15 protein-coding genes are annotated in these 23,327 nt (G+C 55.4%); 4 read left to right on the top strand and 11 right to left on the bottom strand.

Annotated features, from left to right (window positions below):
• Positions 1 to 216 precede the first annotated feature (216 nt).
• Entirely contained in the window at positions 217 to 1,569 is a 1,353-nt protein-coding gene (gene glpT / locus EDF81_RS06835; RefSeq protein WP_123347330.1) for a glycerol-3-phosphate transporter, read from the top strand.
• Positions 1,570 to 1,584: 15 nt separating this feature from the next.
• The gene (gene glpQ / locus EDF81_RS06830; protein WP_123347329.1) at positions 1,585 to 2,658 is read left to right on the top strand and encodes a glycerophosphodiester phosphodiesterase; all 1,074 of its coding nucleotides are present in this window, start codon (positions 1,585 to 1,587) and stop codon (positions 2,656 to 2,658) included.
• A 36-nt stretch (positions 2,659 to 2,694) separates the two neighbouring features.
• Here the strand turns inward: glpQ and EDF81_RS06825 are convergent, their stop codons facing one another.
• The 9 genes from EDF81_RS06825 to ubiG form a co-directional block, all read right to left on the bottom strand.
• A complete protein-coding gene (locus EDF81_RS06825) occupies positions 2,695 to 3,729 on the bottom strand; it encodes a fimbrial protein (protein ID WP_260232673.1) in 1,035 nt (344 codons plus the stop codon).
• Positions 3,726 to 4,250, bottom strand: a complete 525-nt coding sequence (locus EDF81_RS06820; protein WP_123347328.1) for a fimbrial protein — start codon at positions 4,248 to 4,250, stop codon at positions 3,726 to 3,728. Before EDF81_RS06820 ends, EDF81_RS06825 begins: the two co-directional genes overlap by 4 nt.
• Positions 4,241 to 6,769 (bottom strand): fimbria/pilus outer membrane usher protein, encoded by a 2,529-nt coding sequence (locus EDF81_RS06815; RefSeq protein ID WP_123347327.1) that lies wholly within the window; start codon positions 6,767 to 6,769, stop codon positions 4,241 to 4,243. The genes EDF81_RS06820 and EDF81_RS06815 overlap by 10 nt, the downstream gene beginning before the upstream one ends.
• Before the next feature lie 15 nt (positions 6,770 to 6,784).
• Entirely contained in the window at positions 6,785 to 7,468 is a 684-nt protein-coding gene (locus tag EDF81_RS06810) for a molecular chaperone (protein ID WP_123347326.1), read from the bottom strand.
• 50 nt (positions 7,469 to 7,518) lie between these two features.
• Positions 7,519 to 8,073: a fimbrial protein gene (locus EDF81_RS06805; protein ID WP_123347325.1), complete on the bottom strand. Its 555-nt coding sequence runs from the start codon at positions 8,071 to 8,073 to the stop codon at positions 7,519 to 7,521.
• A 531-nt stretch (positions 8,074 to 8,604) separates the two neighbouring features.
• The gene (gene yfaE, locus EDF81_RS06800) at positions 8,605 to 8,859 is read right to left on the bottom strand and encodes a class I ribonucleotide reductase maintenance protein YfaE (protein ID WP_123347324.1); all 255 of its coding nucleotides are present in this window, start codon (positions 8,857 to 8,859) and stop codon (positions 8,605 to 8,607) included.
• Positions 8,859 to 9,989, bottom strand: coding sequence for a class Ia ribonucleoside-diphosphate reductase subunit beta (gene nrdB / locus EDF81_RS06795; protein ID WP_123347323.1), 1,131 nt, complete (start codon positions 9,987 to 9,989; stop codon positions 8,859 to 8,861). The genes yfaE and nrdB overlap by 1 nt, the downstream gene beginning before the upstream one ends.
• Positions 9,990 to 10,068: 79 nt before the next feature.
• Positions 10,069 to 12,354, bottom strand: coding sequence for a class 1a ribonucleoside-diphosphate reductase subunit alpha (nrdA, locus tag EDF81_RS06790; RefSeq protein WP_123347322.1), 2,286 nt, complete (start codon positions 12,352 to 12,354; stop codon positions 10,069 to 10,071).
• A gap of 393 nt (positions 12,355 to 12,747) precedes the next feature.
• Positions 12,748 to 13,476, bottom strand: a complete 729-nt coding sequence (ubiG, locus tag EDF81_RS06780) for a bifunctional 2-polyprenyl-6-hydroxyphenol methylase/3-demethylubiquinol 3-O-methyltransferase UbiG (protein ID WP_123347321.1) — start codon at positions 13,474 to 13,476, stop codon at positions 12,748 to 12,750.
• Positions 13,477 to 13,635: 159 nt separating this feature from the next.
• Here ubiG and gyrA point away from each other — a divergent pair, with 159 nt between their 5' ends.
• Positions 13,636 to 16,272 (top strand): DNA topoisomerase (ATP-hydrolyzing) subunit A, encoded by a 2,637-nt coding sequence (gyrA, locus tag EDF81_RS06775; protein WP_123347320.1) that lies wholly within the window; start codon positions 13,636 to 13,638, stop codon positions 16,270 to 16,272.
• A gap of 139 nt (positions 16,273 to 16,411) precedes the next feature.
• Entirely contained in the window at positions 16,412 to 19,255 is a 2,844-nt protein-coding gene (rcsC, locus tag EDF81_RS06770; RefSeq protein WP_123347319.1) for a two-component system sensor histidine kinase RcsC, read from the top strand.
• A 69-nt stretch (positions 19,256 to 19,324) separates the two neighbouring features.
• Here the strand turns inward: rcsC and rcsB are convergent, their stop codons facing one another.
• Together rcsB and rcsD are read right to left on the bottom strand one after the other, a co-directional pair.
• Entirely contained in the window at positions 19,325 to 19,975 is a 651-nt protein-coding gene (gene rcsB, locus EDF81_RS06765) for a response regulator transcription factor RcsB (RefSeq protein ID WP_123347318.1), read from the bottom strand.
• Positions 19,976 to 19,991: 16 nt separating this feature from the next.
• Positions 19,992 to 22,664 carry a phosphotransferase RcsD gene (gene rcsD, locus EDF81_RS06760; RefSeq protein ID WP_123347697.1) on the bottom strand — a complete coding sequence of 891 codons (2,673 nt, stop codon included), beginning with the start codon at positions 22,662 to 22,664 and terminating at the stop codon, positions 19,992 to 19,994.
• Positions 22,665 to 23,327 lie beyond the last annotated feature (663 nt).

The following is a 23,327-nucleotide window of genomic DNA, read 5'->3' as shown; positions in this document are numbered from 1 at the left end:
GTTTGATTGCGAGCATATTCGCGCTCAATTCGAAAGTGACTAAGTGAAATTTTGTGTCTTTTGGCGCATTTGTCATAATTCTGTAACAATGTGTGCGATGTTTCACAGTAACGCGCCGGATGTTTCCCTACCATCGCGCCCATGCTGGAGACGGAGGCTATTTTCCCCGTTTTTAGATGACGGTTTTATCAGACAAGACTGGCCACGGAGGCTGATATGTTAAGCATTTTTAAACCCGCGCCGCATCAGGCGCGCTTGCCTGCGGATCGCACCGATCCGGTGTACCGCCGTTTACGCTGGCAGATTTTTATCGGGATCTTTTTTGGCTATGCGGCCTACTACCTGGTGCGTAAAAACTTTGCCCTCGCGATGCCCTATCTGATTGAGCAGGGCTTCTCGCGAGGCGACCTCGGCTTTGCCCTGTCCGGGATCTCGATTGCCTACGGTTTTTCGAAGTTTATTATGGGATCGGTCTCGGACCGTTCGAATCCGCGCGTTTTCCTGCCCGCAGGCCTGATCCTTGCGGCGCTGGTGATGTTGTTTATGGGCTTTGTCCCCTGGGCGACCTCCAGCATTATGGTGATGTTTGTGCTGCTGTTTGCCTGCGGCTGGTTCCAGGGGATGGGATGGCCGCCGTGCGGACGCACCATGGTGCACTGGTGGTCGCAGAAAGAGCGCGGCGGTATCGTGTCGGTGTGGAACTGCGCCCATAACGTCGGTGGCGGGATCCCGCCGCTGCTGTTCCTGCTGGGGATGGCGTGGTTTAACGACTGGCGTGCGGCGCTCTATATGCCCGCGTTTGCGGCGATCCTGATCGCGATTATTGCCTTTGCCCTGATGCGCGATACGCCGCAGTCCTGCGGTCTGCCGTCGATTGAAGAGTACAAGAACGATTATCCGGATGACTACAGCGAGAAAGATGAAGAGGAGCTGACGGCGAAGCAGATCTTTATGCAGTACGTGCTGCCGAACAAGCTGCTGTGGTATATCGCTATCGCTAACGTTTTTGTCTACCTGCTGCGCTACGGCATTCTCGACTGGTCCCCGACCTATCTGAAAGAGGTGAAGCACTTCGCGCTGGATAAATCCTCGTGGGCCTACTTCCTCTATGAGTACGCCGGTATTCCCGGCACGCTGCTCTGCGGATGGATGTCGGATAAGGTCTTCCGTGGAAACCGCGGCGCAACGGGCGTCTTCTTTATGACCCTGGTCACCATTGCCACCGTGGTCTACTGGCTTAACCCGCCGGGCAACCCGACGGTGGATATGGCCTGTATGATTGTGATTGGCTTCCTGATCTACGGTCCTGTGATGCTGATCGGTCTGCATGCCCTTGAGCTGGCGCCGAAAAAAGCGGCGGGTACGGCGGCAGGCTTTACCGGGCTGTTCGGTTATCTCGGCGGTTCGGTGGCGGCCAGCGCTATTGTCGGCTATACCGTAGACTTCTTCGGCTGGGATGGCGGCTTTATGGTGATGATCGGCGGTAGCGTGCTGGCGGTGATCCTGCTGGTGGTGGTGATGATCGGTGAACGACGCCATCACGCCGAAATCGAGGCCAGACGCGGCTAATTAAGGAGCAGTGTGATGAACAGTGCATTAAAAGGATTTGGCGGGGGTTTATTACTGGTCGGCATGGTGATGAGTATGGCGGCCGGTGCCGAGGACAAGCTGGTGATTGCCCATCGCGGTGCCAGCGGCTATTTGCCGGAGCATACGCTACCGGCAAAAGCGATGGCCTGGGCGCAGGGCGCTGACTATCTGGAACAGGACCTGGTCATGACGAAAGATGACCAGCTGGTGGTGCTGCACGACCACTACCTGGACCGGGTTACCGACGTGGCCGAACGTTTTCCGGGCCGCGCCCGTGCTGACGGGCGCTACTACGCCATCGACTTCACCCTGGCGGAGATAAAATCGCTGGCCTTCACCGAAGGCTTCGAGCTGGAAAACGGTAAAAAGGTCCAGGTGTTCCCCGGACGCTTCCCGATGGGGAAATCCACCTTCCGCATCCATACCTTTGCCGAAGAGATTGAGTTCATCCAGGGGCTGAACCACTCCACCGGGCGCAACGTGGGGATCTATCCTGAAATCAAAGCGCCCTGGTTCCATCATCAGGAAGGGAAAGATATTGCCGCCCGCACCCTGGATGTGCTGAAGCAGTATGGCTACACCCACAAGCAGGATAAGGTCTATCTGCAGTGTTTTGATGCCGATGAACTCAAGCGCATCAAAAATACCCTGCTGCCGGAAAGAGGGATGGATCTGAAGCTGGTCCAGCTGATTGCTTATACCAACTGGCAGGAAACCCAGCAGAAGCAGCCCGATGGTAAGTGGGTGAACTACAGCTATGACTGGATGTTCCAGCCCGGGGCGATGAAGCAAATCGCCGGATACGCCGACGGCATCGGTCCGGATTACCATATGCTGGTGGCGGAGAATTCTACCCCTGGCAAGATCCGGCTGACGGCGATGGTGAAAGAGGCACATGCCAGCCATATGCAGGTGCATCCTTATACGGTCCGGGCCGACAAGCTGCCGGATTACGTGACCGATGTGGACGGCCTGTATGAGGTGCTTTATCACCAGGCCGGCGTCGACGGTCTCTTTACCGACTTCCCGGATAAGGCGGTGCGTTTCCTGGAGAAAACGCCGCGGTAATGCGTAAGGCGCGGGCAATTTGCCCGCGCTTTTTTCTTACTGATAGGAGAAGGTAATACTTGCCAGCGCGTTCGCCGTGCCGGGAACCAGCGGGCCGGTACGCACATAGCGGACGGTAAACGGCAGGTTTAGCTGCTCTTCTGCCGACTGGCTTTTAATAAAGAATTGATTGGCTGTGCCCGAGGCTGAACTGTCCGGGCCGAGAGCCAGCGGTCCCGTATCATTATAAAAGACCTGCACCCCAACCCCTTCCGCCCCGGAATCACCTGTCAGAGACAGAGCCGTCGAGCGGTTCCCCGGATCGCTCTGGTCCGAAACGACCGCATACAAAGAAACCCCTGCATCGCAGGTCAGAGCAATATTAAAGGCGCTGGCAGGAGAGATGCTGCCTTCGTCCGGCAGGTCACGGGTATTGACGCGCCCCAGATTGACGCTGGCATTACGCGTCGCAACGATACAGCCGCTTGCCGTCACCGTAATGGTGGCGGGGTTGATGGTGACGTTGGCCGTCTTCGTTTCGTTGTTATAGGCGGTCAGGACCGCAGCGTTAATGGTCGGCGTCTGGTAAACCCCGGATTTAAGCGCGGTGCTGGTTTTGACAAAGGTGACCTTTGCCGACCAGCCGAGGTCGCTGGCATAGCCCGCGCTGCCATCGGCAGGATAGGTTTGCGTGGTCTCTTCCTGCAGGGGAAGCCAGGCTGTCGCGTTACTGTCTTTTAAACCGATGATATAGCCAATGCCGGGAACACCGGTTTCGAATATCGCGTAACGCACGCCATCCAGCTCCACATTCAGGCCGGAGGGCACTGCGTCCGCACCCGGGGTCATGGTGCCTTTGCTGCAGGTGAAGACGAGCCCACACCAGAACACCTGAGTGACCGTCGTCGTTGTGCTCCACTGTGCACCGATAATATGACCCGGCACCACCGAGTCCGCCGGGCCGGACCAGGTCATCGTGGCCGGGGAGAGAATAATGTCAGCTTTCCACTCAAGCGCCATCGCGCTGTGGCTGCCAGCAAACCACAGCGCCAGGCTGAGGCAGAAAGAGAGATAAAACGGTTTGATCATCATTGATACTCCAGTTCCCAGGTGGCTATCGCTGTGGCGCTACCGGCTTCAACCGGCATTCTGGTGGCCTGCAATCGGGCGGAAAAGTTAAGCGTGGCGGTTCCGTCTCCGTTGCCTGACCAGAGTTCGCTCCAGGTATTCAGCGGTACGGGGTTGCCGTTCGCGTCGAGGATCTGGACGCCGACGCCCTGAGCGCCTCCGGCATCCAGCTGCAGCAGCTGCGGGCTGTCGTCATCGGGCGTGCCGGTAAAACGTACTTTTGCTCCGCTAAAGGTCGGGCCGCAATCTTCCAGGCTGAGCGCGAAGGGCTGGCGGATATTGCTGACCGAGCCGACGCCGGAAAACTGGCGGGTCGAAATCGTCCCCAGATTGACCTTAATATGGGTTGAGTCGCCGGAGACGATGCAGGTATTGCCGACGATTTCGCCCCGGATATCGACCAGCACATCCCAGGCAAGGGTGACGGAGAAAGGCAGGGCAGCAAGCAGGGTGCAAACTATCCGCAAGGGATCCTTTAATGACATACGAGCTCCTGTGTCCACAGTCCAGTCTGCGGGTTGAGATAGCGATCTTCCAGCCGGTAGCGCGCGATGCAGGTCTCTTCATTGCCGTTGCCCCAGCGGGCAGTGATTTTCCCCTCCTGAGGCAGGCCTGAGAGATAAACGCTGCCGCCATCGCCGACGATACCGGTATTCTGCTTTTCGCCGTTGACCGACACCGTCGTGCCAAAGGGCAAGACCTTTCCTTGCTGGCTGACAAAGAACATGGCCTTCATGCCGACGCGGGTGGGGAGGGTGGCACGGATCAGCGCGCCTTCGGTTGGCGTATGGTGAACAACCGAGTGCTCAATTTCGACATGCTGCCCGGCGGTCGTGACGTCGAGCTCGACCCGATTGACGCGATAGGGCGTGGCGAAAGGCACCACGGCGTAGCCCCGGTTGTCGGTTTTAACGCCCTTATGGTTGCGAACGTCTACGTGGCTGGCACCCGGCGCTTTAACCAGAATATTGGTGTTGCCCAGCGGCTGGCTCAGGGTCAGGCCATCTTCGTGCAGCACTACGCCGCCGCTGAGGCCGTAGCTCAGATACTGAGACTGGCTGGAGTAGCTGTAGCCGAGATTTGAGCTGCCGCGCGAACCCTGATACTGCATCGCCATATCGGCGCCGTACTGCTGCTGACGACCGTAGTGCTGCATCAGGCTGTAGCTGGCATTATCGATGCCGGGAACGTAACCGCTCAGGCCGGCGCTGTGGGTTATGCCGGACGCGTTCGAGCGGGTCATGGCATAGCGCGCGCGGGTCGAACTGGTCGGGTTGCCCAGCGGGACGGACATGGACAGAGACAAAATATTATCCCGCTTGCCGGACCCGAGCTGACTGCTGCTCTGCAGGCCGACGCCCCAGGCGACACTGGCGAAGGTGTTGTTCCAGGAGAGCATCGCACTTTCGGTCGTCCTGGCGGTTTGCCAGAAGCTTTGCTGATTCCACGAGAGCGTCAGCGAGCCGTAGTCGCCCATATTTTGTGACACCATCAACTGATTTTGTGCCTTACGGGCATTTTGCAGATTAAATGCATTTTCGACGGTCGTGATGCCGTTCTCCGTCTGGCTAACGGTGCCGCCCTGCATACTGCGTCGGGCGGTGTCGCTCAGGTCATAGAAACCCGAAGTCGAATAGCGCCAGGCGTAAAAATTGAAACGGGTCCCGTAGTCGTTGAGTCGTTTACTGTAGCGCAGGCGAATGGACTCCCCGCTGTAGCGCTGCTGGTCTGCCAGCAGGCTGCGGGCCTGGGTGACGTCAACGGAGATCGCGCCCAGCCTGCCCATATTCTGGCCAATACCCAGCGCCAGGGCGCGGTAGCGATCGGCAAACTGCGCTCCGCCGTAGAAGGTCAGCCCATAGCGCCAGCCATAAAACAGATCTCCCTGGGCAAAAAGCGGATCGTCCTGTCGATAGCCGGGGCGAAAACGACCGGCACCGAGCGCGTATTTCAGCTGTCCCGGGCGCAGCAGATTCGGAACGCTGGCAAAGGGCACCACGTACCGGGTGATATGACCATTCTCTTCCTGAATGGTGACCTGCAGATCGCCCCCGGACGCCGTAGGATAGAGATCTTTCAGCACAAACTCGCCGGCGGGCACCGACGTCTGATAAACAATATTACCGCTTTGACGAATGGTCACCGTGGCGTTCGTACGCGCAATACCCCGGACGTCCGGGGCATAGCCGCGCAGGCTTGAGGGCAGCATATTGTCGTCGGTGTTGATCTGCACACCCAGTAGGCCAACGGAGTCAAACACGGAGGAGGAGGTCCAGGTTTCACCCAGATAGAGCTGGGACTGCATTGCAGGCAGATCGCGTTGTAGCCAGGTGCGCACGTGCGTTAACTGGCTGCCGCCTTCGCCACCGTAGGTGAGTGTCGTATAGTCCCGCAGACGCCAGGGCCCCAGATTGACCCCGCTATTCAGGCTGGCAAAATAGCGATCCTGACGCAGATCCTCGCCACCGCTTTGATAGCGGCTGCGCGATCCGTTCAGGACATAGTTAAGCCAGGCGCTGGTAATACCGTGCTCGTGGCTGTCCGGGTTGACGTAGCCACGCGGCAAATTCTGCATATAGCGCTGTGGCACCGAGAAATGGACGGAGAGGGTTTTGCTGTCAAATTCCACCGTTGCTTCGGGGAACGGCATGCTGAGCGGTACGCACTCCGTCTGATTCGTCCGGGTGATAATATCCGTGCCGATGAGATTGATGCCCAGCGCGTCAATCTGCCCGGCGGTCAGGCAGGGTAATAATTTTTTACCCTCTGCGCCTTCGACAATTTGAAACGTCAACGCCTGAGAAAAAATATAGCTGTTGTTAATATAGATATTAACCCTGTATTCACCCGGTGGTAGCTCAACGTCATTGCTGGCCCACGACAAATCGGCAACGTTACCTTTCTCTCCGTCGAGAAACGCCGGATTAAAATGATAACTCTCTGCGTGGGCGAGATTCCCGATTAAAAACGTATTAATCAGAATAGCAATAACGTTAATTTTCACGGTGCTGCATGACCTTTATTGAAGGGTTAAGGCTTTATGTGATTCTTTGGTCAGGGCACCATAATCGTTAATAGTGCTGTAGCTAAATTTGCTGGCCGCTGGGAATGTTTCGCTGAGCGTCACCCTGTCTTTAGGCGGGATCATGACCGGTTTGACGGCGCGACCATCAACCTTAAGGTTTGTCAGCGTCAGATAATAAGCGGTTGGATTGATCAGCGTGATTTTACCTGCACGCCTTTCGCCGGTAATTTCCTGCCAGGCATTACTGGCGCCCCGGGCTAAAGATGCCGGGCGATAAAACAGTTTGATACGATTAGCAGAGGCAAACTGCAGCGTATTATTTTGTGGCTGAGAAGCGGACTGCGGGATCGCTTTGACCACCATCCAGTAGAGCGTTTCACGATCGTCCGGAAGCTGAGGGCCGCTAAACATCACCCGCACGCTGTTTTCGCTGTTGGGTTTGAGGACAAAAAGCGGCGGTGTCACGACGAAATCGCTGCTGCGCTGTCCGCCGGCATTTTCTATCCACGACTGGATCAGAAACGGGGAGTGCGCGTCGGTATTACGCACGTTAAGCACCGACTGTGAGCCGGAGCTGAGCCAGACCATCCGCGTGGCACCCAGCCCCACGCCGCCAGCCTGAACGGCCGTCGCGCAGAGTGAAAGCGCCAGCGCCGCGATTGTTGTTAATATCCGCATCGATTATTTTCCGCTATAAACAGACCCGACCCGAGGGCCGGGATCTGACATTAAGAGTAGGTCAGCGTATAGGTCGCCACTGCGCTGGCGTCCCCCGCCGTTGCCCCGCCTTTTGGTGAGGCGTATTTCGCCGTGAAGTTCAGCGCATTGTCGCCGTCACGCAGCGTGATAACGTCGGAAGCAGTGCCGATGCTGATGGCTTTACCCGCTTCATCATACAAACGGATCGCCACGTTCTGTGCCGAGCTGCCGCTTGTCCCCGCCTGCAGATAGGTGGCATCCGTGGCGTCGGTCGCGCCGCTAAAGGTCACCGCCACGCCGCTGTAGGTGGAGGCATCGCAATCCGTTAACTTGATTGAGAAAGCTTTGCCTGCGGAGGCTTCACTGCCTGCGGCTAACAGCGCGGCGGTACGGATCTGGCCCATATCGACCTTCATACTGCTGCTGTCGGCCGAGATAGCACAGGCGGCGGTGACGACGCTCCCGTCAAAGTTCACGGTGCCACCGTCGACGGTGATCGGCGTAGGGTCTGCTGCCAGGACCGGTGCCGCAGCGGGTAACAGGGCGCAAACGCTCAGAGCCAGTATGTTTTTATTCAGTTTCATTATTTCTATTCCTTCTTGTGGTGGGTATCCGGAACCGGGTTATGTTTCCTTTTCTTTCCTGGTTGATAGTGACAGGAAATATAATTCATTAGTTATAAACGTGACGTAAACTGATTAATCTATTTAATGCTAATGGCGGTGCGGGATACCCGGGATATCACTTCGTCTGACAGAGAAATTAATTCAGTATTAATGAGTTAACCTTCTTTGTATTTGCATTGCACTACGGTGTCTGACGGCTTAATGCTACATTGCGTTGTGATAATAAAGGATTTCTGATTGATGAAATTATTATATTTCTAATGTTTTGTAAATTCGTCACTCGGCAAGATAATATTGAATTAACGGTCTTTTGTTTAAAATAGGTTGAGTGAGGTATTTATATGCTGAATGGTTTATCTTTTTGATTTTCGGTCTGAGGGGGTTGTTTTATTCTTATTTGATTCTGCATGTTAATTGGATATTAAATTAAAATACAGGGAAAATAACATTGAGTGCAAAAAGAAAGGCCGCATCGCGACCTTTTTCCGTTTACATTTCCAGTTCGATATCGCCCTGCGCCAGACAGCAGCAGGGCAGGATCTCACCCTCCTGAATAAACGCCAGCGGCTCCGTCAGCCAGGTGACCTGACCGGCCAGCAGGCGGCAGCGGCACGAGCCGCAGTAGCCCGCACGGCACTGGTATTCCACTTCGACCTGGTGCGATTCAAGCGCGACCAGCAGGGAAGGGTGTTCATCCCGGCACTGCAGCTGCGTGCCGGTGATGCGCAGGGTAACGCGGCTCATCAGAGCTGGAAGTCGCTCAGGTCGTCGGTATTCACTTCAGAATCAATCTGACCGACCAGATAGGAGCTGACTTCGACTTCCTGCGGCGCAACCTGAACGTTATCGGACACCAGCCAGGTGTTGATCCACGGGATCGGGTTGGAGCGGGTCTGGAACGGCAGGTCGAGGCCGACCGCCTGCATACGGATATTGGTGATGTACTCAATATACTGGCACAGGATGTCTTTGTTCAGGCCGATCATCGAGCCGTCGCGGAACAGATATTCCGCCCACTCTTTCTCCTGAACGGCGGCCAGCACAAACAGGTCGTAGCACTCTTGTTTGCACTCTTCGGCAATCTCCGCCATCTCCGGATCGTCAACGCCGGAACGCAGCAGGTTCAGCATATGCTGAGTGCCGGTCAGGTGCAGCGCTTCATCGCGGGCGATCAGGCGAATGATTTTGGCGTTGCCTTCCATCAGTTCGCGCTCGGCGAAGGCAAAGGAGCAGGCAAAGCTCACGTAGAAGCGAATGGCTTCCAGCGCGTTCACGCTCATCAGGCACAGATAGAGTTTCTTTTTCAGCTCGCGCAGGTTCACGGTCACGGTCTTGCCGTTAACCGTGTGCGTGCCTTCACCCAGCAGATGCCAGTAGCTGGTCAACGCAATCAGTTCGTCGTAGTACGACGAGATCCCTTCCGCACGTTTGAGGATCTGCTCGTTGGTGACGATATCGTCAAAGACGATAGCCGGATCGTTAACGATATTGCGGATGATATGGGTATAGGAGCGCGAGTGAATCGTCTCTGAGAACGCCCAGGTTTCTACCCAAGTTTCCAGTTCAGGGATCGAGATCAGCGGCAGCAGCGCCACGTTCGGACTGCGGCCCTGAATGGAATCCAGCAGCGTCTGATATTTCAGGTTGCTGATAAAAATGTGTTTTTCATGCTCAGGCAGAGCCTGAAAATCGATACGGTCGCGGGAAACGTCCACTTCTTCCGGTCGCCAGAAGAAGGAGAGCTGTTTCTCAATCAGCTTTTCGAAGATGTCATATTTTTGCTGATCGTAGCGCGCCACGTTAACCGGCTGACCAAAGAACATCGGTTCCAGCAGCTGGTCGTTTTTCGTCTGTGAAAAAGTGGTATAGGCCATGAGTGTATCCTGTGGTGTTAATTTCCGTCAGCCCAACCTTCTCCCGACGGGAGAAGGTTAAGGACAGAGAGGAAGCTGATTAGATCTTACATGCGCCGCTTTCGCAGCCGTCATCCTGAATGGATGGTGCCAGGTCGTCCTGGGCATCTTCCGCGCCGTCACGGGTGTTCTGATAGTACAGCGTTTTAACACCGAATTTGTAGGCGGTGAGCAGATCTTTCAGCAGCTGCTGCATCGGCACTTTCCCTGATGCGAAGCGCGACGGATCGTAGTTGGTGTTGGCAGAGATCGACTGGTCGATAAATTTCTGCATGATACCCACCAGCTGTAAGTAACCGTCGTTGTTCGGCATTTCCCACAGCAGCTCGTACGCATTTTTCAGCTGTTCATAGTCCGGCACCACCTGACGCAGGATCCCGTCTTTTGACGCCTTGATGCTGACGTGGCCGCGCGGCGGTTCAATGCCGTTGGTGGCGTTGGAGATCTGCGAAGAGGTCTCGGACGGCATCAGGGCTGACAGGGTGGAGTTACGCAGACCGTGGGTTTTGATCGATTCGCGCAGCTGCTCCCAGTCTAAGTGCAGCGGTTCACTGGCGATCGCATCCAGGTCTTTCTTATAGGTGTCGATTGGCAGAATGCCTTTCGAGTAAGTCGTTTCGTTAAACCACGGGCACGCGCCTTGCTCTTTCGCCAGCTCGTTAGAGGCTTTCAGCAGGTAGTACTGAATAGCTTCAAAGGTGCTGTGAGTCAGGTTGTTGGCGCTGCCGTCGGAGTAGCGCTTACCGTTTTTCGCCAGCCAGTAGGCGAAGTTGATCACGCCAACACCCAGGGTACGACGACCCATTGCGCCGCGTTTTGCAGCCGGGATCGGGTAATCCTGATAGTCCAGCAGGGCGTCAAGGGCACGTACGGCCAGCACGGCCAGCTCTTCCAGGTCATCGAGGCTGTCGATAGCGCCGAGGTTAAAGGCGGACAGCGTACAGAGCGCGATTTCACCGGTTTCGTCGTTAACATCTTCCAGCGGTTTGGTCGGCAGGGCGATTTCCAGGCACAGGTTAGACTGGCGCACCGGCGCGACAGCCGGATCGAACGGGCTGTGGGTGTTGCAGTGGTCAACGTTCTGAATATAGATACGACCGGTGGAGGCGCGCTCCTGCATCATCAGCGAGAACAGCTCAACGGCTTTGATACGCTGTTTACGGATGCTGTCGTCTTTTTCATATTTGGTGTACAGGCGCTCAAATTCGTCCTGATCGGCAAAGAAGGCGTCGTACAGGCCCGGAACGTCAGACGGGCTGAACAGGGTGATATCTTCGCCCTTCAGCAGACGGGTGTACATCAGCTTGTTGATCTGCACGCCGTAGTCCATATGACGGACGCGGTTGCCTTCAACGCCGCGGTTGTTTTTCAGAACCAGCAGGCTTTCCACTTCCAGGTGCCACATCGGGTAGAAGAGGGTGGCCGCACCGCCGCGCACGCCGCCCTGAGAGCAGGACTTCACCGCGGTCTGGAAATGCTTGTAGAACGGAATACAGCCGGTGTGGAACGCTTCACCGCCGCGGATCGGGCTGCCCAGGGCGCGGATGCGACCGGCATTGATGCCGATACCAGCGCGCTGGGAAACGTATTTCACGATGGCGCTGGAGGTCGCGTTGATGGAGTCCAGGCTGTCGCCGCACTCGATCAGTACGCAGGAGCTGAACTGACGGGTCGGGGTACGCACGCCGGACATAATCGGCGTCGGCAGGGAAATCTTAAAGGTGGATACCGCGTCATAGAAACGCTTCACGTAGTCCAGACGGGTTTCACGCGGATAGTTAGAGAACAGGCAGGCGGCAACCAGAATATAGAGGAACTGTGCGCTCTCGTAGATATCGCCGGTCACGCGGTTCTGAACCAGGTATTTGCCTTCCAGCTGCTTCACAGCCGCATAGGAGAAGTTCATATCACGCCAGTGGTCAATAAAACCGTCCATCTGCGCGAACTCTTCTTCCGTGTAGTCTTCCAGCAGATGGTTGTCGTATTTGCCCAGCTCGATCATTTTGATGACGTGATCGTACAGTGCCGGCGGCTCGAACTGGCCGTAGGCTTTTTTACGCAGGTGGAAAATCGCCAGGCGTGCGGCCAGATACTGATAGTCCGGCGCATCGCGGGAGATCAGGTCCGCTGCTGCTTTGATGATGGTTTCATGGATGTCGGCGGTTTTGATGCCGTCATAGAACTGAATATGGGAACGCAGCTCAACCTGAGAAACAGAAACGTTGTTCAGTCCTTCTGCCGCCCAATCCAGTACACGATGGATTTTGTCGAGATTGATGCGCTCAGTGGTACCATCACGCTTTGTCACCAGCAGACTCTGATTCATAATTTACCTGTCCGTGAAAGAAAAAATGTCCCCCGCTTATCCACAGCACAGGGTTGTGACTAACTCTGTGGATAAATACTATATGTAGGGGGTTTGCGATAAGGGAAACGCTATATACTGAGTATTCTAGTAAGTAATCTTTTCAGTACAAGAGTTGATTTTGAGGTTAAATTGAGGTTGCGAAAGGGTGAAAATCGCTAAGTCCTTATGGAATAAGGCCTGCAGGGCATGTCAATAATCTGGCAAAAAAAATGATATTTTGTTCGTATGTCGATTTCTTCGACGGCGGTCATTTTTCGGTAATATGACGTAGCGCAAATTCCATAGGTTTTCCCGATTGAGGTTTCCCTGCGGACCCGATAACCGGACAGCCCGCAGGGTGATGGCGCGACCTTAGTCGGCTTTGGCGGTGGTGTGCAGCATATAGTTAACGTCAACGCCCGGGCCGAGCTTAAAGTGGTCGGTCAGCGGGTTGTAGTGCAGGCCGGTCATATGGCGATCCTGCAGCGGCGTGGCGTCTACCCAGCCCAGCAGCTCGGACGGCTTAATAAACTTCTTCACGTCGTGCGTGCCTTTCGGCACCATCTTCAGCACGTACTCCGCGCCAACCACCGCCATCAGCCAGGCCTTGCCGTTGCGGTTAATGGTGGAGAAGAAAACGTGGCCGCCCGGCTTGACCAGTCGCGCACAGGCGTTAACGACCGACTGCGGGTCCGGGACGTGTTCCAGCATCTCCATGCAGGTCACGACATCGTAGCGTCCTGCGTGCTTATCGGCGTGGGCCTCAACGGTTTCCTGAACATAGTCCACCGCGATACCTGATTCCAGCGCGTGCAGACGCGCAACCTGCAGGGGTTCAAAGCCCATATCCAGCCCGGTGACGTTCGCCCCTTCGCGGGCCATGCTTTCCGCGAGGATCCCGCCGCCGCAGCCGACGTCCAGCACCGTTTTGCCAAACAGGCCATTGGCGCGTTCGCCAATATAAGCCAGACGCAGCGGGTTAATGCGGTGCAGCGGCTTGAATTCGCCTTCCAGATCCCACCAGCGCGACGCGACGGCTTCAAATTTGGCGATCTCTTCATGGTCTACGTTCTGAGCCACCGACGTTTTTTCGGCATTCATGGGCGCTTTTACTCCTTGTTCAGTCAGACCGCAGAGTATATCAGCACGGGCGCGTGAATAAAGCGCCGCCGGGGAGTTATAGATTTACCTCAATCAACACGACTGTGTTATAATTTGCGACCTTTGAATCCGGGACACAGTAAGAGGGATAGCGGTTAGATGAGCGACCTTGCGAGAGAAATTACACCGGTTAACATCGAGGAAGAGCTGAAGAGCTCCTATCTGGACTATGCGATGTCGGTCATTGTTGGCCGTGCGCTGCCGGATGTCCGAGATGGCTTAAAGCCGGTACACCGTCGCGTACTATACGCCATGAACGTATTGGGCAATGACTGGAATAAAGCCTATAAAAAATCTGCCCGTGTCGTCGGTGATGTTATCGGTAAATACCATCCCCACGGTGATTCCGCAGTATATGACACCATCGTTCGTATGGCGCAGCCATTCTCCTTACGTTACATGCTGGTTGATGGCCAGGGTAACTTCGGTTCCGTAGACGGCGACTCCGCGGCGGCGATGCGTTATACGGAAATCCGTATGTCGAAAATCGCTCATGAGCTGATGGCCGACCTGGAAAAAGAGACGGTAGACTTCGTTGACAACTATGACGGCACGGAACGCATTCCGGACGTTATGCCGACGAAAATCCCTAACCTGCTGGTAAACGGTTCGTCCGGTATTGCCGTAGGTATGGCGACCAACATTCCGCCGCACAACCTGACGGAAGTGATTAACGGCTGTCTGGCCTATATCGACGATGAAGACATCAGCATTGAAGGGCTGATGGCGCACATTCCGGGGCCTGACTTCCCGACCGCCGCCATTATTAATGGTCGTCGCGGTATCGAAGAAGCCTACCGTACCGGTCGCGGCAAGATCTATATCCGTGCCCGCGCGGAAGTAGAAGCCGACGCGAAAACCGGTCGTGAAACCATTATCGTGCACGAAATTCCGTATCAGGTGAACAAAGCTCGCCTGATCGAGAAAATCGCCGAGCTGGTAAAAGAGAAACGCGTTGAAGGCATCAGCGCGCTGCGTGACGAGTCTGATAAAGACGGGATGCGCATCGTGATTGAAGTGAAACGCGATGCGGTCGGTGAAGTGGTGCTGAATAACCTCTATTCACAGACCCAGCTGCAGGTCTCCTTCGGCATCAACATGGTTGCGCTGCACCATGGCCAGCCGAAGATCCTGAACCTGAAAGATATTCTTTCCGCGTTCGTGCGTCACCGCCGTGAAGTGGTAACGCGTCGTACCATTTTCGAGCTGCGCAAAGCACGCGATCGTGCGCACATCCTCGAAGCGCTGGCGGTTGCGCTGGCCAACATCGATCCGATTATCGAACTGATCCGTCGCGCTCCGACCCCGGCCGAAGCGAAAGCGGGCCTGATCGCGCAGCCGTGGGCTCTGGGTAACGTGGCGGCGATGCTGGAACGTGCAGGCGATGATGCCGCGCGTCCGGAGTGGCTGGAGCCGGAGTTCGGCGTTCGTGACGGTCAATACTACCTGACCGAGCAGCAGGCTCAGGCGATTCTGGATCTGCGTCTGCAGAAACTGACCGGCCTTGAGCATGAAAAACTGCTCGACGAGTATAAAGAGCTGCTGGAACAGATTGCCGAACTGCTGCATATCCTCGGCAGCGCTGACCGCCTGATGGAAGTGATCCGCGAAGAGCTGGAACTGATCCGCGATCAGTTTGGCGACGAGCGTCGTACTGAAATCACGGCGAACAGCTCCGATATCAACATCGAAGATCTGATCAACCGTGAAGATGTCGTGGTTACCCTGTCTCACCAGGGCTACGTGAAGTATCAGCCGCTCACCGACTACGAAGCACAGCGTCGTGGTGGCAAAGGCAAGTCGGCTGCACGTATCAAAGAAGAAGACTTTATCGACCGTCTGCTGGTCGCTAACACCCATGACACGATCCTCTGCTTCTCCAGCCGTGGTCGCCTGTACTGGATGAAGGTTTATCAGCTGCCGGAAGCCAGCCGCGGTGCACGCGGGCGTCCGATCGTTAACCTGCTGCCGCTGGAAGCCAACGAACGTATTACGGCGATCCTGCCGGTGCGCGAGTACGAAGAGGGCGTTAACGTCTTTATGGCGACCGCCAGCGGTACCGTGAAGAAAACGGCGCTGACCGAGTTCAGCCGTCCGCGTTCCGCCGGGATTATCGCCGTCAATCTGAACGAAGGCGATGAGCTGATCGGGGTGAACCTGACCGAGGGCGGTGACGACGTGATGCTGTTCTCCGCTGCGGGTAAAGTGGTCCGCTTTAAAGAGAGCGCGGTGCGCGCCATGGGCCGTACGGCTACCGGCGTGCGCGGTATTCGCCTGGCGGAAAAAGACAGCGTTGTGTCGCTGATCGTTCCGCGTGGTGAAGGCGCTATCCTGACGGTTACCCAGAACGGCTACGGTAAACGTACCGCTGAAACGGAATACCCGACCAAATCCCGTGGTACTCAGGGTGTTATCTCCATCAAGGTGACCGAGCGTAACGGCTCCGTGGTTGGTGCGGTGCAGGTAGACGACTGCGACCAGATCATGATGATTACCGATGCGGGCACCCTGGTGCGTACCCGCGTGTCGGAAATCAGCGTGGTAGGCCGTAACACCCAGGGCGTTATCCTCATCCGTACTGCGGAAGACGAAAACGTGGTGGGTCTGCAGCGCGTGGCCGAGCCGGTGGATGACGAAGAGCTGGATTCTATCGACGGTAGCGTGGCGGAAGGGGATGACGATATCGCCCCGGAAGCGGAGACCGATGACGACGTGGCGGACGACGCCGACGAGTAATCGTTGTTCTTCTCTATTAAGGGCCGGGTTTCCGGCCCTTTTTTATGGTACGGGACGGCAGGCTAATGTTGCGGACCTGCGCGTTTACCGCTACTTTAAACCACATTTGATTAACCTGCTGCGGCGGAGCTTCGCCCCCTTGAAATATCTGGTCTCCTTTCGTTCCACCCTCAAAGTATCACGCTATCTTTTTCGGGCGCTGGCGCTGCTGCTCTGGCTGCTGATCGTCCTGATTTCGGTGTTTTACATCGTTAACGCCCTGCATCAGAAAGAGTCGCAAATCCGCGACGAGTTTAACCTTAACGCCGATCAGGCCCAGCGCTATATCCAGCGCACCGCCGACGTCATGAAAGAGCTGAAGTATATCGCCGAGAATCGGCTGACGGCGGATAACGGCGTGCTGGGCGCACGCGTGCGTGAAGAGAAATCCGAGGTGCCGGAATTTGAGCCACTGTTCCAGGATTCCGACTGCAGCGCGCTCAGCAGCACCTGGAGCGGTTCGCTGGAGTCGCTGTCGTGGTTTATGCGCTACTGGCGGGAGAATTTCTCCGCCGCCTACGATCTTAACCGCGTTTTTCTGATCGGTAGCGATAACCTGTGTATGGCTAACTTTGGCATCCGCGATATGCCGATGGAAAGCAACGATGCGCTGAAATCGCTGCACGAGCGTATCGTCAAGTACCGTAACGCCCCGCAGGAAGAGCGAGGCGACAACCTGTTCTGGATAAGCCAGGGCGCGCGTCCCGGCGTTGGCTACTTCTATTCCCTGACCCCGGTATATCTCGCTAACCGTCTGCAGGCGATGCTCGGGATTGAACAGTCCATTCGCATGGAAAACTTCTTCACTCCCGGCAGTCTGCCAATGGGCGTGACGGTGCTGGATGAAAATGGCCATCCGCTGATTGCGCTGAGCGGGCCGGAAAACGTTCTGAAAGTCGATTCGCGCTGGATGCAGGAGCGTTCATGGTTTGGCTATACGGACGGCTACCGAGACCTGGTCCTGAAGAAAAGCCTCCCGCCTTCGTCGCTGAGTATTGTCTACTCGGTGCCGGTAGATATGGTGCTGGAGCGGATCCGCATGCTGATCCTGAATGCGGTACTGCTGAACGTGCTGATCGGTCTGGCTCTGTTTACGCTTGCACGCATGTATGAGCGGCGCATCTTTATTCCGGCGGAAGCCGACGCCCAGCGTCTGGAAGAGCACGAGCAGTTCAACCGTAAAATCGTCGCGTCCGCGCCGGTCGGGATCTGCATTCTGCGCACGCAGGACGGCACCAATATCCTGAGTAATGAGCTGGCGCATAACTATCTCAATATGCTGACGCACGAAGACAGGCAGCGGCTGACGCAGATTATCTGCGGTCAGCAGGTGAACTTTGTCGACGTACTGACCAGTAATAACACCAACCTGCAGATAAGCTTCGTCCATTCGCGCTACCGCAATGAAAACGTGGCGATCTGCGTGCTGGTGGACGTCAGTTCGCGCGTCAAAATGGAAGAGTCCCTGCAGGAGATGGCGCAGGCGGCAGAGCAGGCCAGCCAGTCAAAATCGATGTTCCTTGCCACCGTCAGCCACGAGCTTCGCACGCCGCTGTACGGGATTATCGGTAACCTCGATCTGCTCCAGACCAAAGAGCTGCCTAAAGGCGTTGACCGCCTGGTCACGGCGATGAATAACTCCTCCAGCCTGCTGCTAAAAATCATCAGCGACATTCTCGACTTCTCGAAGATTGAGTCCGAGCAGCTGAAGATTGAACCGCGAGAGTTTGCGCCACGCGAAGTCATGAACCATATCACCGCCAACTATCTGCCGCTGGTGGTGCGCAAGCAGATTGGGCTGTACTGCTTTATCGAGCCGGATGTCCCGCAGCAGATGAACGGCGATCCGATGCGCCTGCAGCAGGTGATTTCTAACCTGCTAAGCAATGCGATCAAGTTCACCGATACCGGCTGCATTATTCTGCACGTGCGCAGTGATGACAGCTATCTGAGTATCCGCGTGCGCGATACCGGCGTGGGGATTGCGGCCAAAGAGGTGGTGCGCCTGTTCGATCCGTTCTTCCAGGTTGGCACCGGGGTACAGCGTAACTTCCAGGGCACCGGACTGGGGCTGGCGATCTGTGAAAAACTGATCGGCATGATGGACGGCGATATTGCCGTTGATTCTGAACCGGGCATGGGCAGCCAGTTTACCATTCGCATTCCGCTGTATGCCGCGCAGAATCCACCGGCGATTGAGAGCGACGATTTACGCCAGAAGCGCTGCTGGCTGGCGGTACGCAACGCCTCGCTGAATGCCTTCCTGAGCACGCTGCTGACCCGCAGCGGGGTGCAGGTTGCGCAGTATGAGGGGCAGACGCCTGACGCAGACGATACGCTGATTACCGATGGCGAACTGCAGCAGGTCTGGCAGGGTCGTGCGGCGATAGTTTTCTGTCCGCGGCATATCGGTATTCCGCTGGAGCGTTCGCCGGGCGAGTGGGTGCACAGCATCGCGTCGCCGCATGAGCTCATTACGCTGCTGGGCAGGATCTACCGTATCAGGATGGATAACGCGAACAGCGGGCCGGTACTGTCAGCGGCGGATGAAGACGACGTGCGCAATGACGATATGATGATTCTGGTGGTCGACGATCATCCGATTAACCGTCGCCTGCTGGCGGATCAGCTGGCCTCACTTGGCTATCAGTGCAAAACGGCCGTTGACGGCGTTGATGCGCTGAATGTTCTGAGTAAGAACCATATCGATATTATTTTAAGCGACGTTAATATGCCGAATATGGACGGCTATCGTCTGACCCAGCGTATTCGCCAGCTTGGGCTGACGCTGCCGGTGGTTGGCGTTACGGCAAATGCGCTGGCCGAGGAGCGGCAGCGCTGCCTGGAGTCCGGTATGGATAGCTGCCTGTCGAAACCGATGACCCTGGATCTGCTGAAGCAAACCCTGGCGCTGTATGCCAGCCGGGTGCGAAACGCCCGCTGACCGCTTTATTGACGGCAATAAAAAACCCCGGGCAGCTTCGGCTGGCCGGGGTTTTTATTTGGGGAGGACTTACTCTTTGTCCGCAGGCGTCAGCGACACGGAGGAGAGGTAGTTCAGCAGAGCGATATCGTTTTCCACGCCCAGTTTCATCATCGCCGATTTCTTCTGGCTGCTGATGGTTTTAATGCTGCGGTTCAGTTTCTTGGCAATCTCGGTTACCAGGAAGCCTTCAGCAAACAGGCGCAGAACTTCACTCTCTTTCGGCGACAGGCGCTTATCACCGTAGCCACCGGCGCTGATTTTTTCCAGCAGGCGGGACACGCTTTCCGGGGTAAATTTCTTACCTTTCTGCAGCGCGGCCAGCGCTTTCGGCAGATCCGTTGGCGCACCCTGTTTCAGAACGATCCCTTCGATATCGAGATCCAGCACGGCGCTGAGGATCGCCGGGTTATTGTTCATGGTCAGAACAATGATCGAGATGCTCGGGAAATGGCGCTTGATGTATTTAATCAGGGTAATGCCGTCGCCGTACTTATCACCAGGCATAGAGAGGTCGGTGATCAGGACGTGAGCGTCCAGTTTCGGCAGGTTATTGATCAGGGCTGTGGAATCTTCAAATTCGCCAACAACATTAACCCATTCGATCTGTTCAAGTGATTTACGAATACCGAACAGTACAATCGGATGGTCATCGGCAATAATTACGTTCATATTGTTCATGTATTAGGCTACCTTGCTACAGCAGGCTCTTGACGTAAGCGTCAATGTCGCTGATATATTTTTCTGTTCCTGGAACGTCCTTCTCGCGAATGAGCTGTTCCAGCGTTTCACATAACTGTTTGCCGGGTACCAGGTTGAGCATGGCAAACACCCCTTTAAGGCGGTGTGCTGTCTGTGCCAGCGCGGCGAGATCGCGCGTTGCCGACTCAGTATACAACCTCATAACATCATCCGGAACCGTATCGACAAACAACGCGTAATAGCCGCTGGCATGGAGTTCGGCGTTTTCATCGCCTCCGGTCGGCGGCTCTACAACCTCTTCCTGAGCCAGCTGCTCCTCAATCAGTTGTAGCACGGCTTCCTGCATGGCATTGCTGAGATTAAAGTTGACGCGCAGCTGGCCAGGGCCAATTTTACGCACGCCAGCCTCATCATCGCTTAAAAGCAAGCCGGAGGCAGTAAGATTAGACGGATTATCCGTTAAAAACAGGTCATATTCTTGACTTGCCAGTCTTTCGTCGGGGCTGATGCAGCTTGCACCCCAGTTTTCCAGCTGGCGAACGACAATACTGCGTATCTCATTGGAGGTGATATCCACCATCGCCACCACGTCGTCAAGCAGACGCTCTTCCGAATCGCCCTGCTGGGCGCGTGCCGCCATTTTAACGTGCAGCGTATAGCGCGTCCCCAGCGATTCACGGGCTTTAATATTCAGATGGCCGCCCAGCTTACGCGCCAGCCGATCGCACAGCCAGAAGGTGAGCGGGTTGGCACTGCCGTAGTCGTCGGCCTGGGTGCTATTAAGGAACGGGAAGTGCAGGTTATCAATTTCGCTGGCCGTGACGCCTTCACCGGTATCAAGCACGCGGAAGGTCAGGCGATCCTCATCGGATTCATCACCGCCGACTTCAAGGGTGATCTTGCCGATATGCGTGGTGGTGACCGCATACTGAACGAGCAGCAGCAGAATACGGCGCAGCGCCTCGCGATCGCCATGACGCTCTTCATTCGCCGGCAGCGGATTATTAATCAGCAGCTGCAGCCCTTTACGCTTAATGATCGGCAGAACGTCAGGCACCACTTCATCAATCAGCTCCTGGATGGAAAATAGCGACGGGGCGCTTTTCCAGCTATCGTTCTCGAGGATATTCGCGAGCTGAATTTCGTCCACCAGCCGTGCCAGCACATCCGCATGCTGCGCCAGCTTTTTGCTCTGTTCCGTATCCAGCGTCGTCGCTTCTTCAACCAGCGCATTGACCGGCTGCCTGAGCGCATTGCCGATATTCTGCATAAAGGCGGTCCGACCCTGCTGGTTCTTTTCGTACAGCCGCTGCGCCTGCTTGAGCTTTTTCGTCACCAGCACTTCCCTGTCCTGGTCACGGATAATGAAAATTTGCGTGCGCGGGGCGACCTGGCTGCGGAACTGGCGGATTTCATACAGCTCATTGTTAATCGTCGCCTGGATCACGCCCTGGTGCTGTTCCGCCATGCTGGTGATGTTCTGTAAATTCAGATGTGGCAGCAGGTGGTCGGCAATTTTATTGCTGATGACCGTTCGGTTGGACTCCTGGTCATGTACCAGCAGACCCAGCGGCAGCAGGGCGACAATCTCCTCATTCAGTGCGCGGAGCACGCGCAGCTCATTGTTGGCGCCGACGTGAGAAGAGGGGGCATCATTCTGACGCCCGGGCTGGTGGCGGAAGGTCACATAGCCAAACACCGCCAGCGCCAGCAGGCCGATATTCAGCAGCAGCGGCAGTAAAATATTCTGCAGGGTATCGAGCATCAGCGTGCCAAAAGGCACCTGCCAGACAAGACGCGAGTTGGTGGTGTCGACGGAGGCGACGATCTCAATCCGCGAACTGTTGAAATTAATCGAGACGCTATCGGACGGATCTTTATCCGCGCTGCGCAGGCTGCTCTGCGTCGGATCGGCTTCCAGCCGGAAACTGTCCAGCGGCATACCCGGCGGGATCAGATCGTTAATCGGCAGATCGAATGCCACCACCGTGGCCAGATGCCCCGGCTGATTAAAGGTGGTGCGCAGGGTAAAGTAGTGGCCGTTTTGCCAGGCGAGACGGCGCAGAGGCGAGAAGCTCTCCCTTTCGTCCAGGGCGTTGGCCTGCTGCAGCATTTCTGCACGGCGAGAATCGACGAGGCCGCTGATGGTTGACTCTTTAAAGCCGGAGGATAAATCCTTCAGCGGCAGGGTAGAGATCAGGATCAGGCTGTTATCCTGGCCGTTCAGATAGTACATCGACCAGGGAATGGTTTCTGCGCCCCACAGGGTATCCAGATAGGTCGACATCCGCTGGGTCATCTCCAGGGTCGAGCCGTCGTGGGAACCAAAGATCAGCGCTTCCGTTTTACGCCGTGGTTTTTCCAGATAGTAGACATCCTGTTTAAGACGCGTTTCCTGTAGCCCTTCACCGGATGATGAGCTGCTGGTGGCCGCAATGGTGTCGTAAATCTGCCATGTCGCATAGCGCCAGGTATCGATGCGTTTATGCAGCGCATGCGTGGTATCGACGATCTGGTAGCTCTTATCTTTTAGCCATGCATTGACGGCACTCTGCACCATCACGCCCAGCGTGACCAGCAGGACGACAATCATCAGCAGGAAAAATCGCGTGATGCTCGCCGGCATCAGAGAAAACTTGTTTGGCATCATTGTGTCGGGATGACTCATCAGTGTATAGCCCACGGTACTGCACGCAGTATATACATAAAAGCCGCCTGGTTGCAGTCTGCCGTCAGTGAATGCGGGTGTCGGGGAGCGATGAAACCTGTTCGTCGGATGCGGTGGGCTAAGAACATGCTTCAGTGCGGTAAAAAAGACCGATCTCAGTCTGTTTGTATAAAGAATGACACAGGTCGCCAGGTGAATAGCACGAAATAACAAGAAATTACTTAACGACTATAAAGTAAAGAGAGTGTTTGATGTTATTTCAATTAGTTAATAGTTGTTATAATTTCATACTGAAAGCAGGGGGGACGTATTTTTACGTAAAAAAAGGTAAAAAAAAACCGGATGCAGAGCACCCGGTGGAAATGATTTGAAACGGACATTCATTGCTGAATGAAGGTAATAAATAAAGTTAATGATGATAGCGGGTCTATTTTAGTTGCGAGTGAAGATTTTGTTTTATCATTCAGTGCTGTGTTAATTTGTGGTTGTAAATTGCTGTTTTAGCTGTGTTTAATATTTATTTTGATTAATGGTGCGCTATTTTTTGATTATTCGTGCCGCTTAAAAGTTCCCCGTTATTTACAAAGTGAAACATCCTTGTGGATGAATGAAACATCTTCGAAATTTTCGTATCATAATCTTATTGGATTATTCTGTATTTTC

The organism is Enterobacter sp. BIGb0383, from assembly GCF_003751845.1.
Lineage (GTDB): Bacteria > Pseudomonadota > Gammaproteobacteria > Enterobacterales > Enterobacteriaceae > BIGb0383.
Note: the sequence above shows the minus strand (reverse complement) of the source record. Positions and strands in the feature narration are given on the sequence as shown.